The sequence below is a fragment of the Paraburkholderia dipogonis genome, from assembly GCF_042680985.1.
Classification (GTDB): Bacteria; Pseudomonadota; Gammaproteobacteria; order Burkholderiales; family Burkholderiaceae; genus Paraburkholderia; species Paraburkholderia phytofirmans.
In genome coordinates, this window is the sequence record NZ_JBHUFR010000048.1 from 1 (window position 1) to 18173 (window position 18173).

Consider the following 18173-nt stretch of genomic DNA (forward strand, 5'->3'; position numbering starts at 1 on the left):
TCCGCGAAGGCGGCCGTACGGTCGGTGCAGGTGTGGTTGCCAAGATTCTCGAGTAACGCCAGACAGTTCTCGTTAATCGGTAGTTTCGGGGTTGGCGGTGTCGTCAACCCCAAATGGTTTAGGGGTATAGCTCAACTGGCAGAGCGTCGGTCTCCAAAACCGAAGGTTGGGGGTTCGATTCCCTCTGCCCCTGCCAACTCTCGCGCCGTATGTGGCGCTTCGTTAAGGTGTTATGGCGAATCCTTCCGTCGAAACTGTAAATACATCGGGCGACAAGCTGATGCTCGTCGCGGGCGTATTGCTGGTCTTGGCCGGGTTCGTGGGGTTTTTCTGGCTGAGCGGCCAGGAATGGTACGTCCGCGGAGCCGCCTTGGCTGTTGGTGCGATCGCGGGTGTTGCAGTCGGTCTTCTCTCCGCGCCTGGCAAGGGTTTCATCGCTTTCGCCAAAGATTCGTACAAGGAAGTCCGCAAGGTTGTCTGGCCGACTCGTAAAGAGGCTACTCAGACAACGCTCGTAGTGTTTGGCTTCGTGTTCGTCATGGCGATCTTTCTTTGGATTGGTGACAAATCCATCGAATGGGCGATTTTCTCGGTGATTCTGGGTTGGAAATGATATGAGCGATACTCCGGCATCCCCGAGCGGTAAACGTTGGTATGTCGTGCACGCCTACTCCGGCATGGAGAAAAGCGTGCAACGTGCGCTTCAAGAGCGCATCGAGCGTGCTGGCATGCAAGACCAGTTTGGTCAAATCCTCGTTCCGACTGAAGAGGTGGTCGAGGTGAAAGGCGGTCACAAATCGGTGACCGAGCGGCGTTTCTTCCCGGGCTATGTGCTCGTTGAAATGGAAATGACTGACGAGACGTGGCACCTCGTGAAAAACACGGCGAAGGTGACGGGTTTTGTGGGCGGTGCACGTAATCGTCCGAGTCCGATTTCCCCGCGGGAAGTCGAGAAAATCATGTCGCAAATGCAGGAAGGCGTGGAAAAGCCGCGTCCAAAGACCCTGTTCGAAGTCGGCGAGATGGTGCGGGTGAAGGACGGTCCGTTCACGGATTTCAACGGCAGTGTCGAAGAAGTGAACTACGAAAAGTCGCGCGTTCGCGTTTCCGTTACAATCTTCGGCCGCGCAACGCCGGTCGAACTCGAATTCGGCCAGGTCGAAAAGCTGTAGTCCAGAATTCTACGGGGCGCACCATGCGGTGCGTTCCGTCTTTCGCGCTTACGGTCCGCGTAATGGCCGTTGAGGAGCGTAAGTACCCAATATCTCGGCGAACGCGCGCTACTACTCACTGAGCGTCCGCATGTACCCGTGCGGTGTTCCAAAGAGGTTTTCAACATGGCAAAGAAAATTATCGGCTTTATCAAGCTGCAGATTCCTGCAGGTAAAGCCAATCCGTCGCCGCCGGTTGGTCCGGCACTGGGCCAACGCGGCCTGAATATCATGGAGTTCTGCAAGGCGTTCAACGCGCAGACCCAAGCACTGGAACCGGGTCTGCCGACTCCGGTCGTGATCACCGCGTTTGCGGATAAGAGCTTCACGTTCGTTCTGAAGACGCCGCCGGCAACGGTTCTGATTAAGAAAGCAGCGAAGATCGATAAGGGTTCGAGCAAGCCGCATACTGACAAGGTCGGCAAGATCACCCGCGCTCAAGCTGAAGATATCGCCAAGACCAAGATGCCCGATCTGACGGCAGCTGATCTGGACGCAGCGGTTCGTACGATCGCTGGTAGCGCCCGCTCGATGGGCATCACCGTGGAGGGCGTGTAAATGGCTAAGCTTTCAAAGCGTCTGCAAGCATTTGCAGCCAAGGTTGATCGTCAAAAGCTCTACGCAATCGACGAAGCTCTGTCGCTCGTGAAGGAATGCGCAAGCGCGAAGTTCGACGAGTCGATCGACGTCGCAGTGCAGCTCGGTATTGACGCGAAGAAGTCGGACCAAGTGGTTCGTGGCTCGGTCGTCCTGCCGGCTGGTACTGGTAAGTCTGTTCGCGTTGCAGTGTTCGCGCAAGGCGAAAAGGCTGAGCAAGCTCGTGCAGCCGGCGCAGAAGTCGTCGGTATGGAAGACTTGGCTGAGCAAGTCAAGGCGGGCAAGTTGGACTTCGACATTGTGATCGCTTCGCCGGACACGATGCGCGTTGTTGGTACGCTCGGTCAGATCCTCGGCCCGCGTGGCCTGATGCCGAACCCGAAGGTCGGTACGGTTACGCCGGACGTCGCGACTGCCGTGAAGAACGCCAAGGCTGGTCAGGTGCAATTCCGTGTCGACAAGGCCGGTATCATCCACGCGACCATCGGTCGCGCTTCGTTCGAGCCGACAGCTCTGCGTAGCAACCTGAACGCTCTCGTCGACGCGCTGCAAAAAGCGAAGCCGGCAACGAGCAAGGGTGTGTACCTGCGCAAGGTCGCTCTGTCGAGCACGATGGGCGTTGGCGTTCGCGTCGACCAGGCATCGATCGCAGCACAGTAATAGATTTCATCGCCTCGACGTGAGCCGGGGCGGTTTTATGGGCTTTGGGCGGTCGTAAGGTGGCAGTCTGCATCGAGCGACCGGTTGTCAAAGACCGTTGGCGGGCACGCAGCAGGTAGGTGTGTCCTTAATGTAAAGCCAACGCAGATGGCGAACCCGAAAAGGTTTTGTAGTGATGAAGCCGGTTGATATCCGCAGCAATGCGGACTCAGGCGGTCGAAATACTCCTGACTGGTCGGACGCCGTTATTGAACGCGGTACACAAGGCGCACGCCGCGTGTATCGAATCTGGAGGTTAACCGTGCCACTTAACAAAGAAAGCAAGCAGGCCGTCGTCGCTGAGGTTGCCGCGCAAGTCGCGAAAGCCCAGACCGTGGTTCTGGCTGAGTATCGTGGAATCGCGGTTGGCGATCTGACCAAGCTGCGCGCGAAAGCGCGTGAGCAACAGGTTTACCTTCGTGTGTTGAAGAACACGCTGGCGCGTCGCGCTGTCGAAGGTACCCCGTTTGCTCCGCTGGCAGAGCAGATGACTGGTCCGCTGATCTACGGCATCTCGGAAGATGCAATTGCTGCTGCTAAGGTCGTTAACGACTTCGGCAAAACCAATGACAAGTTGATCATCAAGGCTGGTTCCTACGAAGGCAAGGTGATGGACAAGGCTGGCGTGCAAGCGCTGGCAAACATCCCGAGCCGCGAAGAACTGCTCTCCAAGCTGTTGTACGTTATGCAAGCACCTGTTTCTGGCTTCGCGCGCGCTCTGGCCGCGCTGGCAGAAAAGAAACAAGGCGAAGAAACCGCTGCGTAATGCACTTCAGTCGAGCGTGATTGATCGCTGGCTGTATCCGAATTCAATTTAGGAGTATTTCAAATGGCAATCGCAAAAGAAGACATCCTCGAGGCAGTAAGCTCGATGTCGGTTCTGGAACTGAACGAGCTGGTTAAGGCGTTCGAAGAAAAGTTTGGCGTGTCGGCAGCTGCTGTTGCAGTGGCAGGCCCGGCAGGCGGCGGCGCTGCTGCTGCTGCTGAAGAGCAAACCGAGTTCACGGTCAACCTGACGGAAGTCGGCGCGAACAAGGTTTCGGTCATTAAGGCTGTTCGCGAACTGACGGGTCTCGGCCTGAAGGAAGCGAAGGACCTGGTCGACGGTGCACCGAAGCCTGTTAAGGAATCGGTACCGAAGGCTGCTGCTGAAGAAGCCAAGAAGAAGCTGGAAGAAGCCGGCGCGAAGGCTGAAATCAAGTAAGTTTCAGCGCGCTGTGCGAAGGCTGGCGGTTTTCCACCGCCGGCCTTTTTGTGCTTTGTGGGGGATGCGTTTTAGCCATGCCGTTTCGGCAAAAACGCGGCTCCCAGAGGCCAAAGAAAACCGCCTTTCGGCAACATTGACCGGCGTTTCTCTTTGTCTTCTGAAGCGACTGCAGAAGGCAAGTTTGGTCGGGTAGCGGGCAACATAGGCATCCGCTGCCGTCAGCCAGCGGTTGGTAGCGGCCAACCACCAAGCTTCTAGGCTCGTTCAAGCCATCGGACGGCCATCGGGTCTCAGTCGGTGAACACTCGGGTTGTCTCATCAAGGTATCCTGCCTCGACAACAATGCCCGCCGTGATTCGGAGATCGTATGCAATATTCCTTCACCGAGAAGAAGCGTATTCGCAAGAGTTTTGCGAAGCGCCCCATCGTTCACCAAGTACCTTTCCTGCTGGCTACCCAGCTTGAATCATTCAGCACGTTTCTGCAAGCAGACACGTCGTCCACGCAACGCAAGCCGGAAGGCCTGCAAGCTGCGTTTACCTCCGTTTTTCCGATTGTTTCGCATAACGGGTTCGCTCGTCTAGAGTTCGTCAGCTACATGCTGTCGCCGCCGGCATTCAACATCAAGGAATGTCAGCAGCGCGGTTTGACGTACTGCTCGGCCCTGCGCGCGAAAGTGCGTCTGGTGCTGCTCGACAAGGAATCGCCGAGCAAGCCGGTCGTCAAGGAAGTGAAGGAACAGGAAGTGTACATGGGTGAAATTCCGCTCATGACGCCGACGGGTTCGTTCGTCATCAACGGCACGGAACGTGTGATCGTTTCGCAGCTGCACCGTTCGCCGGGCGTGTTCTTCGAACACGACAAGGGCAAGACGCACAGTTCGGGCAAGCTCCTGTTCTCGGCACGTATCATTCCCTACCGCGGTTCGTGGCTCGATTTCGAGTTCGACCCGAAGGACGTGCTGTACTTCCGCGTCGACCGTCGCCGCAAGATGCCGGTCACGATCCTGCTGAAGGCAATTGGCCTCACGCCGGAACAGATCCTTGCAAACTTCTTCGTGTTCGACAATTTCACGCTGATGCCGGAAGGCGCGCAGATGGAATTCGTGCCGGAGCGTCTGCGTGGTGAAGTCGCGCGTTTCGACATCACGGACCGTGATGGCAACGTGATCGTCCAGAAGGACAAGCGGATCAACGCGAAGCACATTCGCGACCTCGACAACGCGAAGACCAAGTTCATCTCGGTGCCGGAAGACTATTTGCTCGGCCGCGTGCTGGCAAAGAATGTCGTCGACGGCGACACGGGTGAAGTCATCGCCAACGCGAACGACGAGATCACGGAAACCGTGCTCGAGAAGCTGCGCGAGTCGAAGATCAAAGACATCCAGACGCTCTACACGAACGATCTGGATCAAGGTCCGTACATCTCGTCGACGCTGCGTATCGACGAAACCGCGGACAAGATGGCCGCTCGCATCGCGATCTACCGCATGATGCGCCCGGGCGAACCGCCGACCGAAGAAGCGGTCGAGGCGCTGTTCAACCGTCTGTTCTACAGCGAAGACGCATACGACCTCTCGAAGGTGGGCCGTATGAAGTTCAATCGCCGTGTCGGCCGCGACGAAATCGTCGGCCCGATGACGCTGCAAGACGACGACATCCTCGCCACGATCAAGATCCTGGTTGAGCTGCGTAACGGCAAGGGCGAAGTGGACGACATCGACCACTTGGGCAATCGCCGCGTGCGTTGCGTCGGCGAACTGGCGGAGAACCAGTTCCGCGCCGGTCTCGTGCGTGTCGAACGTGCCGTGAAGGAACGTCTGGGTCAGGCTGAAAGCGAAAACCTGATGCCGCACGACCTGATCAACTCGAAGCCGATTTCGTCGGCGATTCGCGAGTTCTTCGGTTCGTCGCAGCTGTCGCAGTTCATGGACCAGACCAATCCGCTGTCGGAAATCACCCACAAGCGCCGTGTTTCGGCTCTTGGCCCGGGCGGTTTGACGCGGGAGCGCGCTGGCTTTGAAGTCCGCGACGTGCACCCGACGCACTACGGTCGCGTGTGCCCGATTGAGACGCCGGAAGGTCCGAACATCGGCCTGATCAACTCGCTCGCTCTGTACGCGCACCTGAACGAATACGGTTTCCTCGAAACGCCGTATCGCAAGGTCGTGGACAGCAAGGTGACCGATCAGATCGACTATCTGTCGGCGATCGAAGAAGGCCGTTACGTGATCGCTCAGGCGAATGCGGCGGTGGCGGAAGACGGCTCGCTGACCGACGAACTGGTGTCGTCGCGTGAAGCCGGCGAAACGCTGATGGTTACGCCGGACCGCATCCAGTACATGGACGTGGCGCCGTCGCAGATCGTCTCGGTGGCAGCATCGCTGATTCCGTTCCTCGAGCACGACGACGCGAACCGCGCGTTGATGGGTTCGAACATGCAGCGTCAGGCTGTACCGTGTCTGCGTCCTGAAAAGGCCGTGGTCGGTACGGGTATCGAGCGCACGGTGGCAGTCGACTCGGGTACGACCGTTCAGGCATTCCGCGGCGGTGTGGTCGATTACGTCGACGCAGGCCGTATGGTGATCCGCGTGAACGACGATGAAGCCGCTGCTGGCGAAACCGGCGTGGACATCTACAACCTGATCAAGTACACGCGTTCGAACCAGAACACGAACATCAACCAGCGCCCGATCGTGAAGGTCGGCGACATCGTGTCGCGTGGCGACGTGCTGGCTGACGGTGCATCGACCGACCTCGGCGAACTGGCTCTCGGCCAGAACATGCTGGTCGCGTTCATGCCGTGGAACGGCTACAACTTCGAAGACTCGATCTTGATCTCGGAAAAGGTGGTTGCTGACGACCGCTACACCTCGATCCACATCGAAGAACTGAACGTCGTTGCTCGCGACACGAAGCTCGGACCGGAAGAAATCACGCGCGACATCTCGAACCTGGCTGAAGTGCAACTCGGCCGTCTCGACGAGTCGGGCATCGTCTACATCGGCGCTGAAGTCGAAGCGGGCGACGTGCTGGTCGGCAAGGTCACGCCGAAGGGCGAAACCCAGCTGACGCCGGAAGAAAAGCTGCTGCGCGCGATTTTCGGTGAAAAGGCTTCGGACGTGAAAGACACGTCGCTGCGCGTGCCGTCGGGCATGAGCGGCACGGTCATCGACGTGCAAGTGTTCACGCGTGAAGGCATTCAGCGCGACAAGCGAGCGCAACAGATCATCGACGATGAACTGAAGCGCTATCGCCTCGACCTGAACGACCAGCTGCGCATCGTGGAAGGTGACGCGTTCCAGCGTCTCGCACGCATGCTCGACGGCAAGGTCGCGAATGGCGGTCCGAAGAAGCTGGCGAAGGGCACGAAGATCGACCAGGCTTACCTGCAAGATCTGGATCACTACCACTGGTTCGACATCCGCCTCGCGGACGAAGAATCGGCGGCACAGCTCGAAGCCATCAAGGACTCGATCGAACAGAAGCGTCACCAGTTCGATCTGGCGTTCGAAGAAAAGCGCAAGAAGCTCACGCAAGGCGATGAACTGCCGCCGGGCGTGTTGAAGATGGTCAAGGTGTACCTGGCAGTCAAGCGCCGCCTGCAGCCTGGCGACAAGATGGCCGGCCGTCACGGTAACAAGGGTGTCGTGTCGAAGATCGTTCCGATCGAAGACATGCCATACATGGCCGACGGCCGTCCGGCTGACGTCGTTCTGAACCCGCTCGGCGTGCCGTCGCGGATGAACGTGGGTCAGGTTCTCGAAGTGCATCTGGGTTGGGCCGCGAAGGGTCTCGGCTGGCGTATCGGCGAGATGCTGCAGCGTCAGGCGAAGATCGCTGAACTGCGCGAATTCCTGACCAAGATCTACAACGAGTCGGGCCGCGCCGAAGAGCTGGACAGCTTCACGGACGACGAAATCGTCGAACTGGCGAAGAACCTGCGCGAAGGCGTGCCGTTCGCTACGCCGGTGTTCGACGGCGCGACGGAAGAAGAAATGTCGCGCGCGCTGGATCTGGCATTCCCGGACGACATCGCGAAGAACCTCGGCATGACGCCGTCGAAGAATCAGGTGCGTCTGTACGACGGCCGCACGGGCGAAATGTTCGAACGTACGGTGACGGTCGGCTACATGCACTACCTGAAGCTGCACCACCTGGTCGACGACAAGATGCACGCGCGTTCCACGGGCCCGTACTCGCTCGTGACGCAGCAGCCGTTGGGCGGTAAGGCGCAATTCGGTGGCCAGCGTTTCGGTGAAATGGAAGTGTGGGCGCTCGAAGCGTACGGCGCATCGTACGTGCTGCAGGAAATGCTGACGGTGAAGTCGGACGACGTGACAGGCCGGACCAAGGTTTATGAAAACCTGGTCAAGGGCGATCACGTGATCGACGCCGGCATGCCGGAATCCTTCAACGTGTTGGTGAAGGAAATCCGCTCGCTCGGTATCGACATCGACCTCGACCGCAACTAATCGGACTACGGAGAGAAAGCAATGAAAGCTCTGCTCGATCTATTCAAGCAAGTCCAACAGCCTGAAGTTTTTGACGCGATCAAGATCGGTCTGGCTTCGCCGGACAAGATCCGTTCGTGGTCGTTCGGTGAAGTGAAGAAACCGGAAACCATCAACTACCGGACGTTCAAGCCGGAACGCGATGGTTTGTTCTGCGCGAAGATCTTCGGGCCGATCAAAGACTACGAATGTCTTTGCGGTAAGTACAAGCGCCTGAAGCATCGTGGCGTGATCTGCGAGAAGTGCGGCGTTGAAGTGACGCTGGCGAAAGTGCGTCGCGAACGCATGGGCCACATCGAACTGGCCTCGCCTGTCGCGCACATCTGGTTCCTGAAGTCGCTGCCGTCGCGTCTGGGCATGGTGCTCGACATGACGCTGCGCGATATCGAACGCGTGCTGTACTTCGAAGCATATGTGGTGATCGATCCGGGCATGACGCCGCTGAAAGCGCGGCAGATCATGACCGAAGAGGATTACTACAACAAGGTCGAAGAATACGGTGACGAATTCCGTGCCGAGATGGGTGCGGAAGGCGTGCGCGAGCTGCTGCGCGCGATCAACATCGACGAACAGGTCGAGATGCTGCGCACCGAACTCAAGAACACGGGTTCGGAAGCGAAGATCAAGAAGTACGCGAAGCGCCTGAAGGTGCTCGAGGCTTTCCAGCGTTCGGGCATCAAGCCTGACTGGATGGTGCTCGAAGTGCTGCCGGTGCTGCCGCCGGAACTGCGTCCGCTGGTGCCGCTGGACGGCGGCCGTTTCGCGACGTCGGACCTGAACGACCTGTATCGCCGCGTGATCAACCGTAACAACCGGTTGAAGCGTCTGCTCGAACTGAAGGCGCCTGAAATCATCGTCCGTAACGAAAAGCGGATGCTGCAGGAAGCTGTCGATTCGCTGCTCGACAACGGTCGTCGCGGTAAGGCCATGACTGGCGCGAACAAGCGTCCGCTGAAGTCGCTCGCCGACATGATCAAGGGTAAGGGCGGTCGTTTCCGTCAGAACTTGCTCGGTAAGCGCGTCGACTATTCGGGCCGTTCGGTGATCGTGGTCGGCCCGACGCTCAAGCTGCATCAGTGCGGTCTGCCGAAGCTGATGGCGCTCGAACTGTTCAAACCGTTCATCTTCAACAAGCTGGAAGTGATGGGTGTCGCTACCACCATCAAGGCTGCGAAGAAGGAAGTCGAGAACCAGACGCCGGTGGTGTGGGACATTCTCGAAGAAGTCATTCGCGAACATCCGGTCATGCTGAACCGTGCACCTACGCTGCACCGTCTTGGCATTCAGGCTTTCGAGCCGGTGCTGATCGAAGGTAAGGCAATCCAGCTGCACCCGCTCGTTTGCGCGGCGTTCAACGCCGACTTCGACGGTGACCAGATGGCTGTTCACGTGCCGCTGTCGCTGGAAGCGCAGATGGAAGCGCGCACGCTGATGCTGGCGTCGAACAACGTCCTGTTCCCGGCCAACGGCGATCCGTCGATCGTGCCGTCGCAGGATATCGTGCTCGGTCTGTACTACGCGACCCGTGAAGCAGTGAACGCAAAGGGCGAAGGCCTGACGTTCACCGGCGTTTCGGAAGCGCTGCGTGCCTACGAGAACAAGGAAGTCGAGCTCGCCTCGCGCGTCAACGTGCGGATCACCGAAATGGTCCACAACGAAGACAAGTCGGAAGGTGCGCCGGCGTTCGTGCCGAAGATCACGCTGTACCCGACCACCGTCGGCCGTGCAATCCTGTCGGAAATTCTTCCGCCGGGCCTGCCGTTCTCGGTGCTCAACAAGCCGCTGAAGAAAAAGGAAATCTCGCGCCTCATCAACACCGCATTCCGCAAGTGCGGTCTGCGTGAAACGGTGATTTTCGCCGACCAGTTGATGCAGTCGGGTTTCCGTCTGGCAACGCGCGCTGGTATCTCGATCTGTGTCGACGACATGCTCGTGCCGCCGCAGAAGGAAACCATCGTCGGCGACGCCGCCAAGAAGGTGAAGGAATACGACCGTCAGTACATGTCGGGTCTCGTCACGTCGCAAGAGCGCTATAACAACGTGGTCGACATCTGGTCGGCAACGTCGGAAGCGGTCGGCAAGGCGATGATGGAACAGCTGTCGACGGAACCGGTCACGGATCGCGACGGCAACGAAACGCGTCAGGAATCGTTCAACTCGATTTACATGATGGCGGACTCGGGTGCTCGTGGTTCCGCGGTTCAGATTCGTCAGCTGGCGGGTATGCGTGGCCTGATGGCGAAGCCGGACGGCTCGATCATCGAGACGCCGATTACGGCGAACTTCCGTGAAGGCCTGAACGTGTTGCAGTACTTCATCTCGACCCACGGTGCACGTAAGGGTCTGGCTGATACGGCACTGAAGACGGCTAACTCGGGTTACCTGACGCGTCGTCTCGTCGACGTGACGCAGGATCTCGTGGTGGTCGAGGACGATTGCGGTACGTCCAACGGCGTCGCCATGAAGGCGTTGGTCGAAGGTGGTGAAGTCGTCGAAGCGCTGCGTGACCGTATTCTGGGTCGCGTGACGGTGGCTGACGTCGTCAATCCGGAATCGCAGGAAACGCTGTACGAAACGGGCACGTTGCTCGACGAAGACGCGGTCGAAGAAATCGAACGCCTCGGCATCGACGAAGTGCGCGTGCGTACGCCGCTGACTTGCGAAACGCGTTACGGTCTGTGTGCAGCCTGCTACGGCCGCGACCTGGGCCGCGGCTCGTCGGTCAACGTCGGTGAAGCAGTCGGCGTGATCGCTGCGCAGTCGATCGGTGAACCGGGCACGCAGCTCACGATGCGTACGTTCCACATCGGTGGTGCGGCGTCGCGTGCGGCAGTGGCTTCGTCGGTTGAAGCGAAGTCGAACGGTACGGTGCGTTTCACGGCAACGATGCGTTACGTCACCAACGCGAAGGGCGAGCAGATCGTCATCTCGCGTTCGGGCGAAGCGATGATCACCGACGACCACGGTCGCGAGCGCGAACGTCACAAGGTGCCGTACGGCGCGACGCTGTTGCAACTGGACGGCGCGCAGATCAAAGCCGGCACGCAACTGGCAACGTGGGATCCGATGACGCGTCCGATCATCACCGAGTGGGGCGGTACGGTGAAGTTCGAAAACGTCGAAGAAGGCGTGACGGTTGCCAAGCAGATCGACGATGTGACCGGTCTGTCCACGCTGGTCGTGATCGACGTGAAGCGTCGTGGTTCGCAGGCTTCGAAGACGGTGCGTCCGCAGGTCAAGCTGCTCGACGCGAACGGCGAAGAAGTCAAGATCCCGAACACCGAGCACTCGGTGCAGATCGGCTTCCAGGTCGGCGCTCTGATCACCGTGAAGGACGGTCAGCAAGTGCAGGTCGGTGAAGTGCTGGCACGTATCCCGGTCGAATCGCAGAAAACGCGTGACATTACCGGTGGTCTGCCGCGTGTGGCCGAACTGTTCGAAGCGCGTTCGCCGAAGGACGCAGGTATCCTGGCGGAAGTCACGGGTACGACGTCGTTCGGTAAGGACACGAAGGGCAAGCAGCGTCTCGTTATCACGGACCTCGAAGGCAATCAGCACGAGTTCCTGATCGCGAAGGAAAAGCAGGTTCTGGTGCACGATGGTCAGGTCGTCAACAAGGGCGAAATGATTGTCGACGGTCCGGCCGATCCGCACGACATCTTGCGTCTGCAAGGTATCGAAGCGCTGTCGCGTTACATCGTGGACGAAGTGCAGGACGTGTACCGTCTGCAAGGCGTGAAGATCAACGACAAGCACATTGAAGTGATTGTTCGTCAGATGCTGCGTCGCGTGCAGATTACGGACAACGGCGATACGCGTTTCATCCCGGGCGAACAGGTCGAGCGGTCGGATATGCTCGACGAGAACGACCGTATGATCGCGGAAGACAAGCGTCCGGCAACGTACGAAAACGTGCTGCTCGGTATCACGAAGGCCTCGTTGTCGACCGATTCGTTCATCTCGGCGGCGTCGTTCCAGGAAACGACCCGCGTGCTGACCGAAGCGGCGATCATGGGCAAGCGCGACGACCTGCGTGGTCTGAAGGAAAACGTGATCGTCGGCCGTCTGATTCCGGCCGGTACGGGTCTCGCGTTCCACAAGGCACGCAAGACCAAGGAACTGTCCGACCGCGAGCGTTTCGATCAGATCGCAGCGGAAGAGTCGTTCGAATTCGGTACGCCGGAAACCCCGGCCGCCGAACAGCAGCACTCAGGCGAGTAAGCTCAGGTCAGTAAGTCCAGGCGGCGTAAGCCGCTTGGGCTCACCAGCCAGCGAAGCCGCTCAGTTTCGACTGAGCGGCTTTTTTTTATGCGCTTTTCCTTTCAGCGCTCTTTTTGCGGACTAGTAGGCCAAACGGCTAACGCTGCATCAAAGCGCGGGCGCAACACGAATGCGTTGGTAAAATTCGTGTCACCGGCATCACGCTGCTTCTCTCAAATTCATGTCCCGTCCGCTCGAAATTCTCAACGAAGTCTTCGGTTACCCCGCGTTCAGAGGGCAGCAGGGCGAAATTGTCGAGCACGTCTCCGGCGGCGGCGACTGCCTCGTGTTGATGCCGACGGGCGGCGGCAAGTCCCTCTGCTATCAGATTCCATCGCTGGTACGGCGCGAAGGCGGCTTCGGCACCGGCATCGTCGTTTCTCCGCTGATCGCGCTGATGCAGGATCAGGTCGCCGCGCTCACCGAAGTGGGCGTGCGCGCGGCATACCTGAATTCGACGCTCTCGAGCGCCGAGGCGATGGCGACCGAGCGCGCGTTGCGCGACGGTGATATCGATCTGCTCTACGTGGCGCCGGAACGTTTGATGACACCCCGTTTCCAGGAGTTGCTGGAGCGCACGCGTATCGGCTTGTTTGCCATCGACGAAGCGCATTGCGTGTCGCAGTGGGGGCACGATTTCCGTCCGGAATACATTCAGTTGTCGGTGCTGCACGAGCGCTTTCCGAACGTGCCGCGAATCGCGCTGACGGCCACCGCTGACGACATTACGCGCGACGAGATCATCCACCGCCTCGCGCTGGATGACGCGCGCGTTTTCGTGTCGAGCTTCGACCGGCCGAACATTCGGTATCGCATCGTCGAGAAGGACAATGCGCGGACGCAGTTGCTGGACTTCATCCGCGCGGAGCATTCGAAGCCGGACGGCACGACCGACGCCGGCGTGGTCTATTGCCTGTCGCGCCGCAAGGTCGAAGAGACGGCGGAATGGCTGAAGGAAAAAGGCATGCGCGCGCTGCCGTATCACGCCGGCATGGAGTTTGAAATCCGCCAGAAGCATCAGGAGATGTTTCAGCGCGAAGAAGGGATCGTGATGTGCGCGACGATCGCGTTCGGTATGGGCATCGACAAACCGGACGTGCGTTTCGTCGCTCACCTCGACCTGCCGAAGAGTGTCGAAGGCTACTACCAGGAAACGGGTCGAGCGGGCCGCGACGGTATGCCGGCGAATGCGTGGATGGCCTACGGTCTCGGCGACGTCGTGCAGCAGCGCAAAATGATCGACGAATCCGACGCCGACGACGCGCACAAGCGCGTGCAGACCGGCAAGCTGGATGCGTTGCTCGGATTGTGCGAAGCGGCGACCTGCCGGCGCGTGCGACTGCTCGGGTATTTCGGCGAATCGAGCAAGCCTTGCGGTAATTGCGACAACTGCCTTGAACCGCCGGACACATGGGATGCGACGCGTGAGGCGCGCATGGCGCTGTCGTGTGTGTTCCGCGCACAGCGCGCGAGCGGCTTTCATTTCGGTGCAGGCCATCTGATCGACATCCTGCGCGGTAACAGTAGCGAGAAAATCCTGCAGCGTGGTCATGAGAAGCTGACCACATTTGGCATCGGTTCGGCGCTAGGCGAGCAGGAGTGGCGAGCCGTGTTCCGCCAGCTGGTCGCATTCGGCTATCTGACGGTCGATCACGAAGGCTTCGGCTCACTCGTCCTGACCGAGGCAAGCAAGCCGGTGCTCAAAGGTGAGCAGAACGTCACAATGCGCCGCTATGTGAAGCCTACGCGCACGCGTCAATCGTCCGGCCGCACCAGTGAGCGCGCCGATCCGACGATCGGCATGGGCCCGCGCGAACGCGCGCGCTGGGAACGGCTGCGGGCATGGCGCACTGAAACCGCGAAGAGCGACGGCGTGCCGGCCTACGTGATTTTCCACGATGCGACCCTGGCGGAAATTGCCCGCAACGGCCCCGACTCGATTGACGATTTGCGCGGTATCCCGGGTATGGGCGCACGCAAACTCGACCGTTTCGGCGATGAATTGCTGGAAGTCGTCGCCGCCGACTAAGCGCTCTGCGAGTGCATGAGCGGGTCGGCAGGGGTGCGAAACATCGCAACCCGTTGACTCCCTTAGTAATTTCGGAATATCATGCTAGGTTCCGGTTCTTGGAATGCCTGCGCGCGAAGTCAATTCATGCGCCGACTAGCCGGTCCGGAAGTTCGATGCGCGATCGTTTCTGCTTTGCCCGGAAACATATGCGTCGATTTTGTTCAATTTCAGGAATAAACAATGCCAACCATCAATCAACTGGTTCGCAAAGGCCGCCAGTCGGAAACGACTAAGAGCAAGAGCCCGGCCTTGCAGGACTGCCCCCAGCGTCGCGGCGTGTGCACCCGTGTGTACACCACGACGCCTAAGAAGCCTAACTCGGCACTGCGTAAGGTTGCCAAGGTTCGTTTGACGAACGGCTTCGAAGTTATTTCGTACATCGGTGGTGAAGGCCACAACCTGCAGGAACACTCGGTCGTGCTGATTCGCGGCGGCCGTGTTAAGGACTTGCCGGGTGTGCGTTACCACATGGTTCGCGGCTCGCTGGATACCCAGGGCGTCAAGGATCGTAAGCAGGCTCGCTCGAAGTACGGTGCGAAGCGTGCCAAGGCTGGCAAGTAATTAGCCGGTCAGTAGTTTCAGGTCGCCTGCAAAGGCGGTAATAGCGGTGGTGCCGGAATCGCCGGTGCTGTCGAGTAAGTGGTCACCCGACCAGGCTGGTAAGTCGTAAGAGATGAATCGGGTTAGTTGGTGGCCGCGGGGCTAAAAGTTAGCTCCAACTGAAAAGTTAAAGGAAGAAACATGCCGCGTCGTCGCGAAGTCCCCAAGCGGGAAGTGTTGCCGGATCCGAAGTTCGGTAACGTTGATGTAGCTAAGTTCATGAACGTGCTGATGCTCTCCGGCAAGAAGTCGGTTGCCGAGCGTATCGTGTACGGCGCTTTCGAACAGATCCAGACCAAGGGTGGCAAGGACCCGCTGGAAGTGTTCACGGTAGCGCTCAACAACGTCAAGCCGGTGGTCGAAGTGAAGAGCCGCCGCGTTGGTGGTGCAAACTATCAGGTTCCGGTCGAAGTGCGCCCGTCGCGTCGTATGGCATTGGCGATGCGTTGGCTGCGTGAGGCCGCGAAGAAGCGCAGCGAGAAGTCGATGGCCCTGCGTCTGGCAGGTGAACTTTCCGAAGCGGCCGAAGGCCGTGGCGGCGCAATGAAGAAGCGCGACGAAGTTCACCGGATGGCAGAAGCCAACAAGGCGTTCTCGCACTTCCGTTTCTAAGCTTCCCGATCCCGGGTTTAGCAGCAAAAACGGAAAGAAATTCCGGGCGGGTGCGCTTACAAAGCGCCTCGCCCGTTTGTGTTACAGCGCGATGGGTATTTTCTCGCATCGCGTCATCCCAATAGAGGATCAAAGTGGCTCGCAAGACACCTATCGAGCGCTACCGTAACATCGGTATTAGCGCTCACATCGACGCCGGCAAAACGACGACGACCGAGCGCATCTTGTTCTACACCGGCGTGAACCACAAGATTGGTGAAGTTCACGACGGCGCTGCCACCATGGACTGGATGGAGCAGGAGCAGGAACGCGGCATCACGATCACGTCCGCTGCTACCACGGCGTTCTGGAAAGGCATGGCCGGCGACCGCGCTGAGCACCGCATCAACATCATCGACACCCCGGGTCACGTCGACTTCACGATTGAAGTTGAGCGCTCGATGCGCGTGCTCGACGGCGCGTGCATGGTGTACTGCGCTGTGGGCGGCGTTCAGCCCCAGTCGGAAACCGTGTGGCGTCAGGCTAACAAGTACAAGGTTCCCCGTCTCGCGTTCATCAACAAGATGGACCGTACCGGCGCGAACTTCTTCAAGGTTTACGACCAGCTCAAGCTGCGTCTGAAGGCGAACCCGGTTCCGGTCGTGGTGCCTATCGGCGCGGAAGAAAACTTCACGGGCGTCGTCGATCTGCTGAAGATGAAAGCGATCATTTGGGACGAAGCGTCTCAAGGCACGAAGTTCTCGTACGAAGAAATCCCGGCAGAATTGGCTGACTCTTGCAACGAGTGGCGCGAGAAGATGATCGAAGCGGCTGCCGAGTCGAGCGAAGAGCTGATGAACAAGTACCTGGAAGAGGGCGAGCTCTCCGAAGCGGAAATCATCAAGGGCCTGCGCGACCGTACGATCGCTTGCGAAATCCAGCCGATGCTGTGCGGCACCGCGTTCAAGAACAAGGGCGTGCAACGCATGCTGGACGCAGTGCTCGACTTCCTGCCGTCGCCGATCGACATCCCGCCGGTTACCGGCGAGCTGGAAAACGGTGAAAAGGGCGAGCGCCGCGCTGCCGACGACGAGAAGTTCTCGGCACTGGCATTCAAGATCATGACCGACCCGTTCGTCGGCCAACTGATCTTCTTCCGTGTGTACTCCGGCGTCGTGAATTCGGGCGATACCGTGCTGAACGCAACCAAAGACAAGAAGGAACGTCTGGGCCGTATTCTGCAGATGCACGCGAACCAGCGCGAAGAAATCAAGGAAGTCCGCGCAGGCGACATCGCTGCTGCGGTCGGCCTGAAGGACGCCACGACCGGCGACACGCTGTGCGATCCGCAAAGCCCGATCGTGCTCGAACGCATGATTTTCCCGGAGCCGGTGATTTCGCAGGCTGTTGAGCCGAAGACGAAGCCCGACCAGGAAAAAATGGGTCTGGCGCTGAACCGTCTGGCTCAGGAAGATCCGTCGTTCCGCGTTCAAACGGACGAAGAATCGGGCCAAACCATTATTTCGGGCATGGGCGAGCTCCACCTGGAAATTCTGGTTGACCGTATGAAGCGCGAGTTCGGCGTGGAAGCAACGGTCGGCAAGCCGCAAGTGGCTTACCGCGAAACGATTCGCGGCAAGGCGGAAGACGTTGACGGCAAGTTCGTCAAGCAGTCGGGTGGTCGCGGCCAGTACGGTCACGCGGTCATCACGCTCGAGCCGAACGAGCAAGGCAAGGGCTACGAGTTCCTCGACGAGATCAAGGGCGGTGTGATTCCGCGCGAATACATCCCGGCGGTGGACAAGGGTATCCAGGAAACGCTGAAGGCTGGCGTGCTGGCAGGCTTCCCGGTCGTCGACGTCAAGGTTCACCTGACGTTCGGTTCGTACCACGACGTTGACTCGAACGAAAATGCGTTCCGCATGGCCGGTTCGATGGCGTTCAAGGAAGCAATGCGCAAGGCTCAACCGGTCATCCTCGAACCGATGATGGCTGTTGAAGTCGAAACGCCTGAAGATTACATGGGCAACGTGATGGGCGATCTGTCGGGTCGTCGCGGTATCGTTCAGGGCATGGACGACATGGTTGGCGGCGGCAAGATCGTTCGCGCCGAAGTCCCGCTGTCGGAAATGTTCGGCTACTCGACGTCGCTGCGTTCGCTGACCCAAGGTCGTGCAACGTACACGATGGAGTTCAAGCACTACTCCGAAGCACCGCGTAACGTGTCCGAAGCGATCATCAACGCGAAGTCGAAGTAATCGCGCGGCAAGTCATTCAACGATTAACTTTTTGAAAGAAGAGAAACATGGCTAAAGGTAAATTCGAACGGACCAAGCCGCACGTGAACGTCGGCACGATCGGTCACGTCGACCACGGCAAGACCACGCTGACGGCAGCGATCACGACGGTTCTGACGCAGAAGTT

General features: G+C 59.0%; 14 protein-coding genes and 1 tRNA gene. 14 read left to right on the forward strand and 1 reads right to left on the reverse strand.

Translation table 11 applies throughout. The annotated features are described in order from the left end of the window. Positions 1 to 120 precede the first annotated feature (120 nt). The 7 genes from ACFSNN_RS40430 to rplL all read left to right on the forward strand — a co-directional run bounded on the left by ACFSNN_RS40430 (position 121) and on the right by rplL (position 3711). Positions 121 to 196: transfer RNA gene (locus tag ACFSNN_RS40430), tRNA-Trp, on the forward strand. A gap of 36 nt (positions 197 to 232) precedes the next feature. Beyond that, positions 233 to 613, forward strand: a complete 381-nt coding sequence (gene secE, locus ACFSNN_RS40435; RefSeq protein ID WP_012434579.1) for a preprotein translocase subunit SecE — start codon at positions 233 to 235, stop codon at positions 611 to 613. A 1-nt stretch (position 614) separates the two neighbouring features. Then, a complete protein-coding gene (nusG, locus tag ACFSNN_RS40440; RefSeq protein ID WP_007180147.1) occupies positions 615 to 1172 on the forward strand; it encodes a transcription termination/antitermination protein NusG in 558 nt (185 codons plus the stop codon). Between the two features lie 165 nt (positions 1173 to 1337). Beyond that, positions 1338 to 1769: a 50S ribosomal protein L11 gene (gene rplK / locus ACFSNN_RS40445; RefSeq protein ID WP_012434578.1), complete on the forward strand. Its 432-nt coding sequence runs from the start codon at positions 1338 to 1340 to the stop codon at positions 1767 to 1769. Then, positions 1770 to 2468, forward strand: a complete 699-nt coding sequence (rplA, locus tag ACFSNN_RS40450; protein ID WP_007180145.1) for a 50S ribosomal protein L1 — start codon at positions 1770 to 1772, stop codon at positions 2466 to 2468. 301 nt (positions 2469 to 2769) lie between these two features. Beyond that, a complete protein-coding gene (gene rplJ / locus ACFSNN_RS40455; protein ID WP_007180144.1) occupies positions 2770 to 3273 on the forward strand; it encodes a 50S ribosomal protein L10 in 504 nt (167 codons plus the stop codon). Between the two features lie 63 nt (positions 3274 to 3336). Next, positions 3337 to 3711 (forward strand): 50S ribosomal protein L7/L12, encoded by a 375-nt coding sequence (gene rplL, locus ACFSNN_RS40460; RefSeq protein WP_011490060.1) that lies wholly within the window; start codon positions 3337 to 3339, stop codon positions 3709 to 3711. A 3-nt stretch (positions 3712 to 3714) separates the two neighbouring features. Here rplL and ACFSNN_RS40465 read toward each other — a convergent pair whose 3' ends face one another. Further along, on the reverse strand, positions 3715 to 3957 hold the full coding sequence (locus ACFSNN_RS40465) for a hypothetical protein (protein ID WP_134457639.1): 243 nt from the start codon (positions 3955 to 3957) through the stop codon (positions 3715 to 3717). Between the two features lie 124 nt (positions 3958 to 4081). Here ACFSNN_RS40465 and rpoB point away from each other — a divergent pair, with 124 nt between their 5' ends. The 7 genes from rpoB to ACFSNN_RS40500 all read left to right on the forward strand — a co-directional run. Beyond that, positions 4082 to 8188 (forward strand): DNA-directed RNA polymerase subunit beta, encoded by a 4107-nt coding sequence (gene rpoB, locus ACFSNN_RS40470; RefSeq protein ID WP_134457640.1) that lies wholly within the window; start codon positions 4082 to 4084, stop codon positions 8186 to 8188. A gap of 21 nt (positions 8189 to 8209) precedes the next feature. Beyond that, the gene (gene rpoC / locus ACFSNN_RS40475) at positions 8210 to 12448 is read left to right on the forward strand and encodes a DNA-directed RNA polymerase subunit beta' (protein ID WP_134457641.1); all 4239 of its coding nucleotides are present in this window, start codon (positions 8210 to 8212) and stop codon (positions 12446 to 12448) included. A gap of 220 nt (positions 12449 to 12668) precedes the next feature. Further along, positions 12669 to 14516, forward strand: a complete 1848-nt coding sequence (recQ, locus tag ACFSNN_RS40480; protein WP_134457642.1) for a DNA helicase RecQ — start codon at positions 12669 to 12671, stop codon at positions 14514 to 14516. A 222-nt stretch (positions 14517 to 14738) separates the two neighbouring features. Then, a complete protein-coding gene (gene rpsL, locus ACFSNN_RS40485; RefSeq protein WP_012434574.1) occupies positions 14739 to 15119 on the forward strand; it encodes a 30S ribosomal protein S12 in 381 nt (126 codons plus the stop codon). Positions 15120 to 15299: 180 nt separating this feature from the next. Continuing rightward, positions 15300 to 15770 (forward strand): 30S ribosomal protein S7, encoded by a 471-nt coding sequence (gene rpsG / locus ACFSNN_RS40490; RefSeq protein ID WP_006053291.1) that lies wholly within the window; start codon positions 15300 to 15302, stop codon positions 15768 to 15770. Between the two features lie 134 nt (positions 15771 to 15904). Then, positions 15905 to 18007, forward strand: coding sequence for an elongation factor G (fusA, locus tag ACFSNN_RS40495; RefSeq protein ID WP_012434573.1), 2103 nt, complete (start codon positions 15905 to 15907; stop codon positions 18005 to 18007). A gap of 47 nt (positions 18008 to 18054) precedes the next feature. After that, positions 18055 to 18173, forward strand: a 119-nt coding sequence (locus tag ACFSNN_RS40500) for a GTP-binding protein (RefSeq protein WP_244143520.1), incomplete at its 3' end; no start/stop codon positions are given.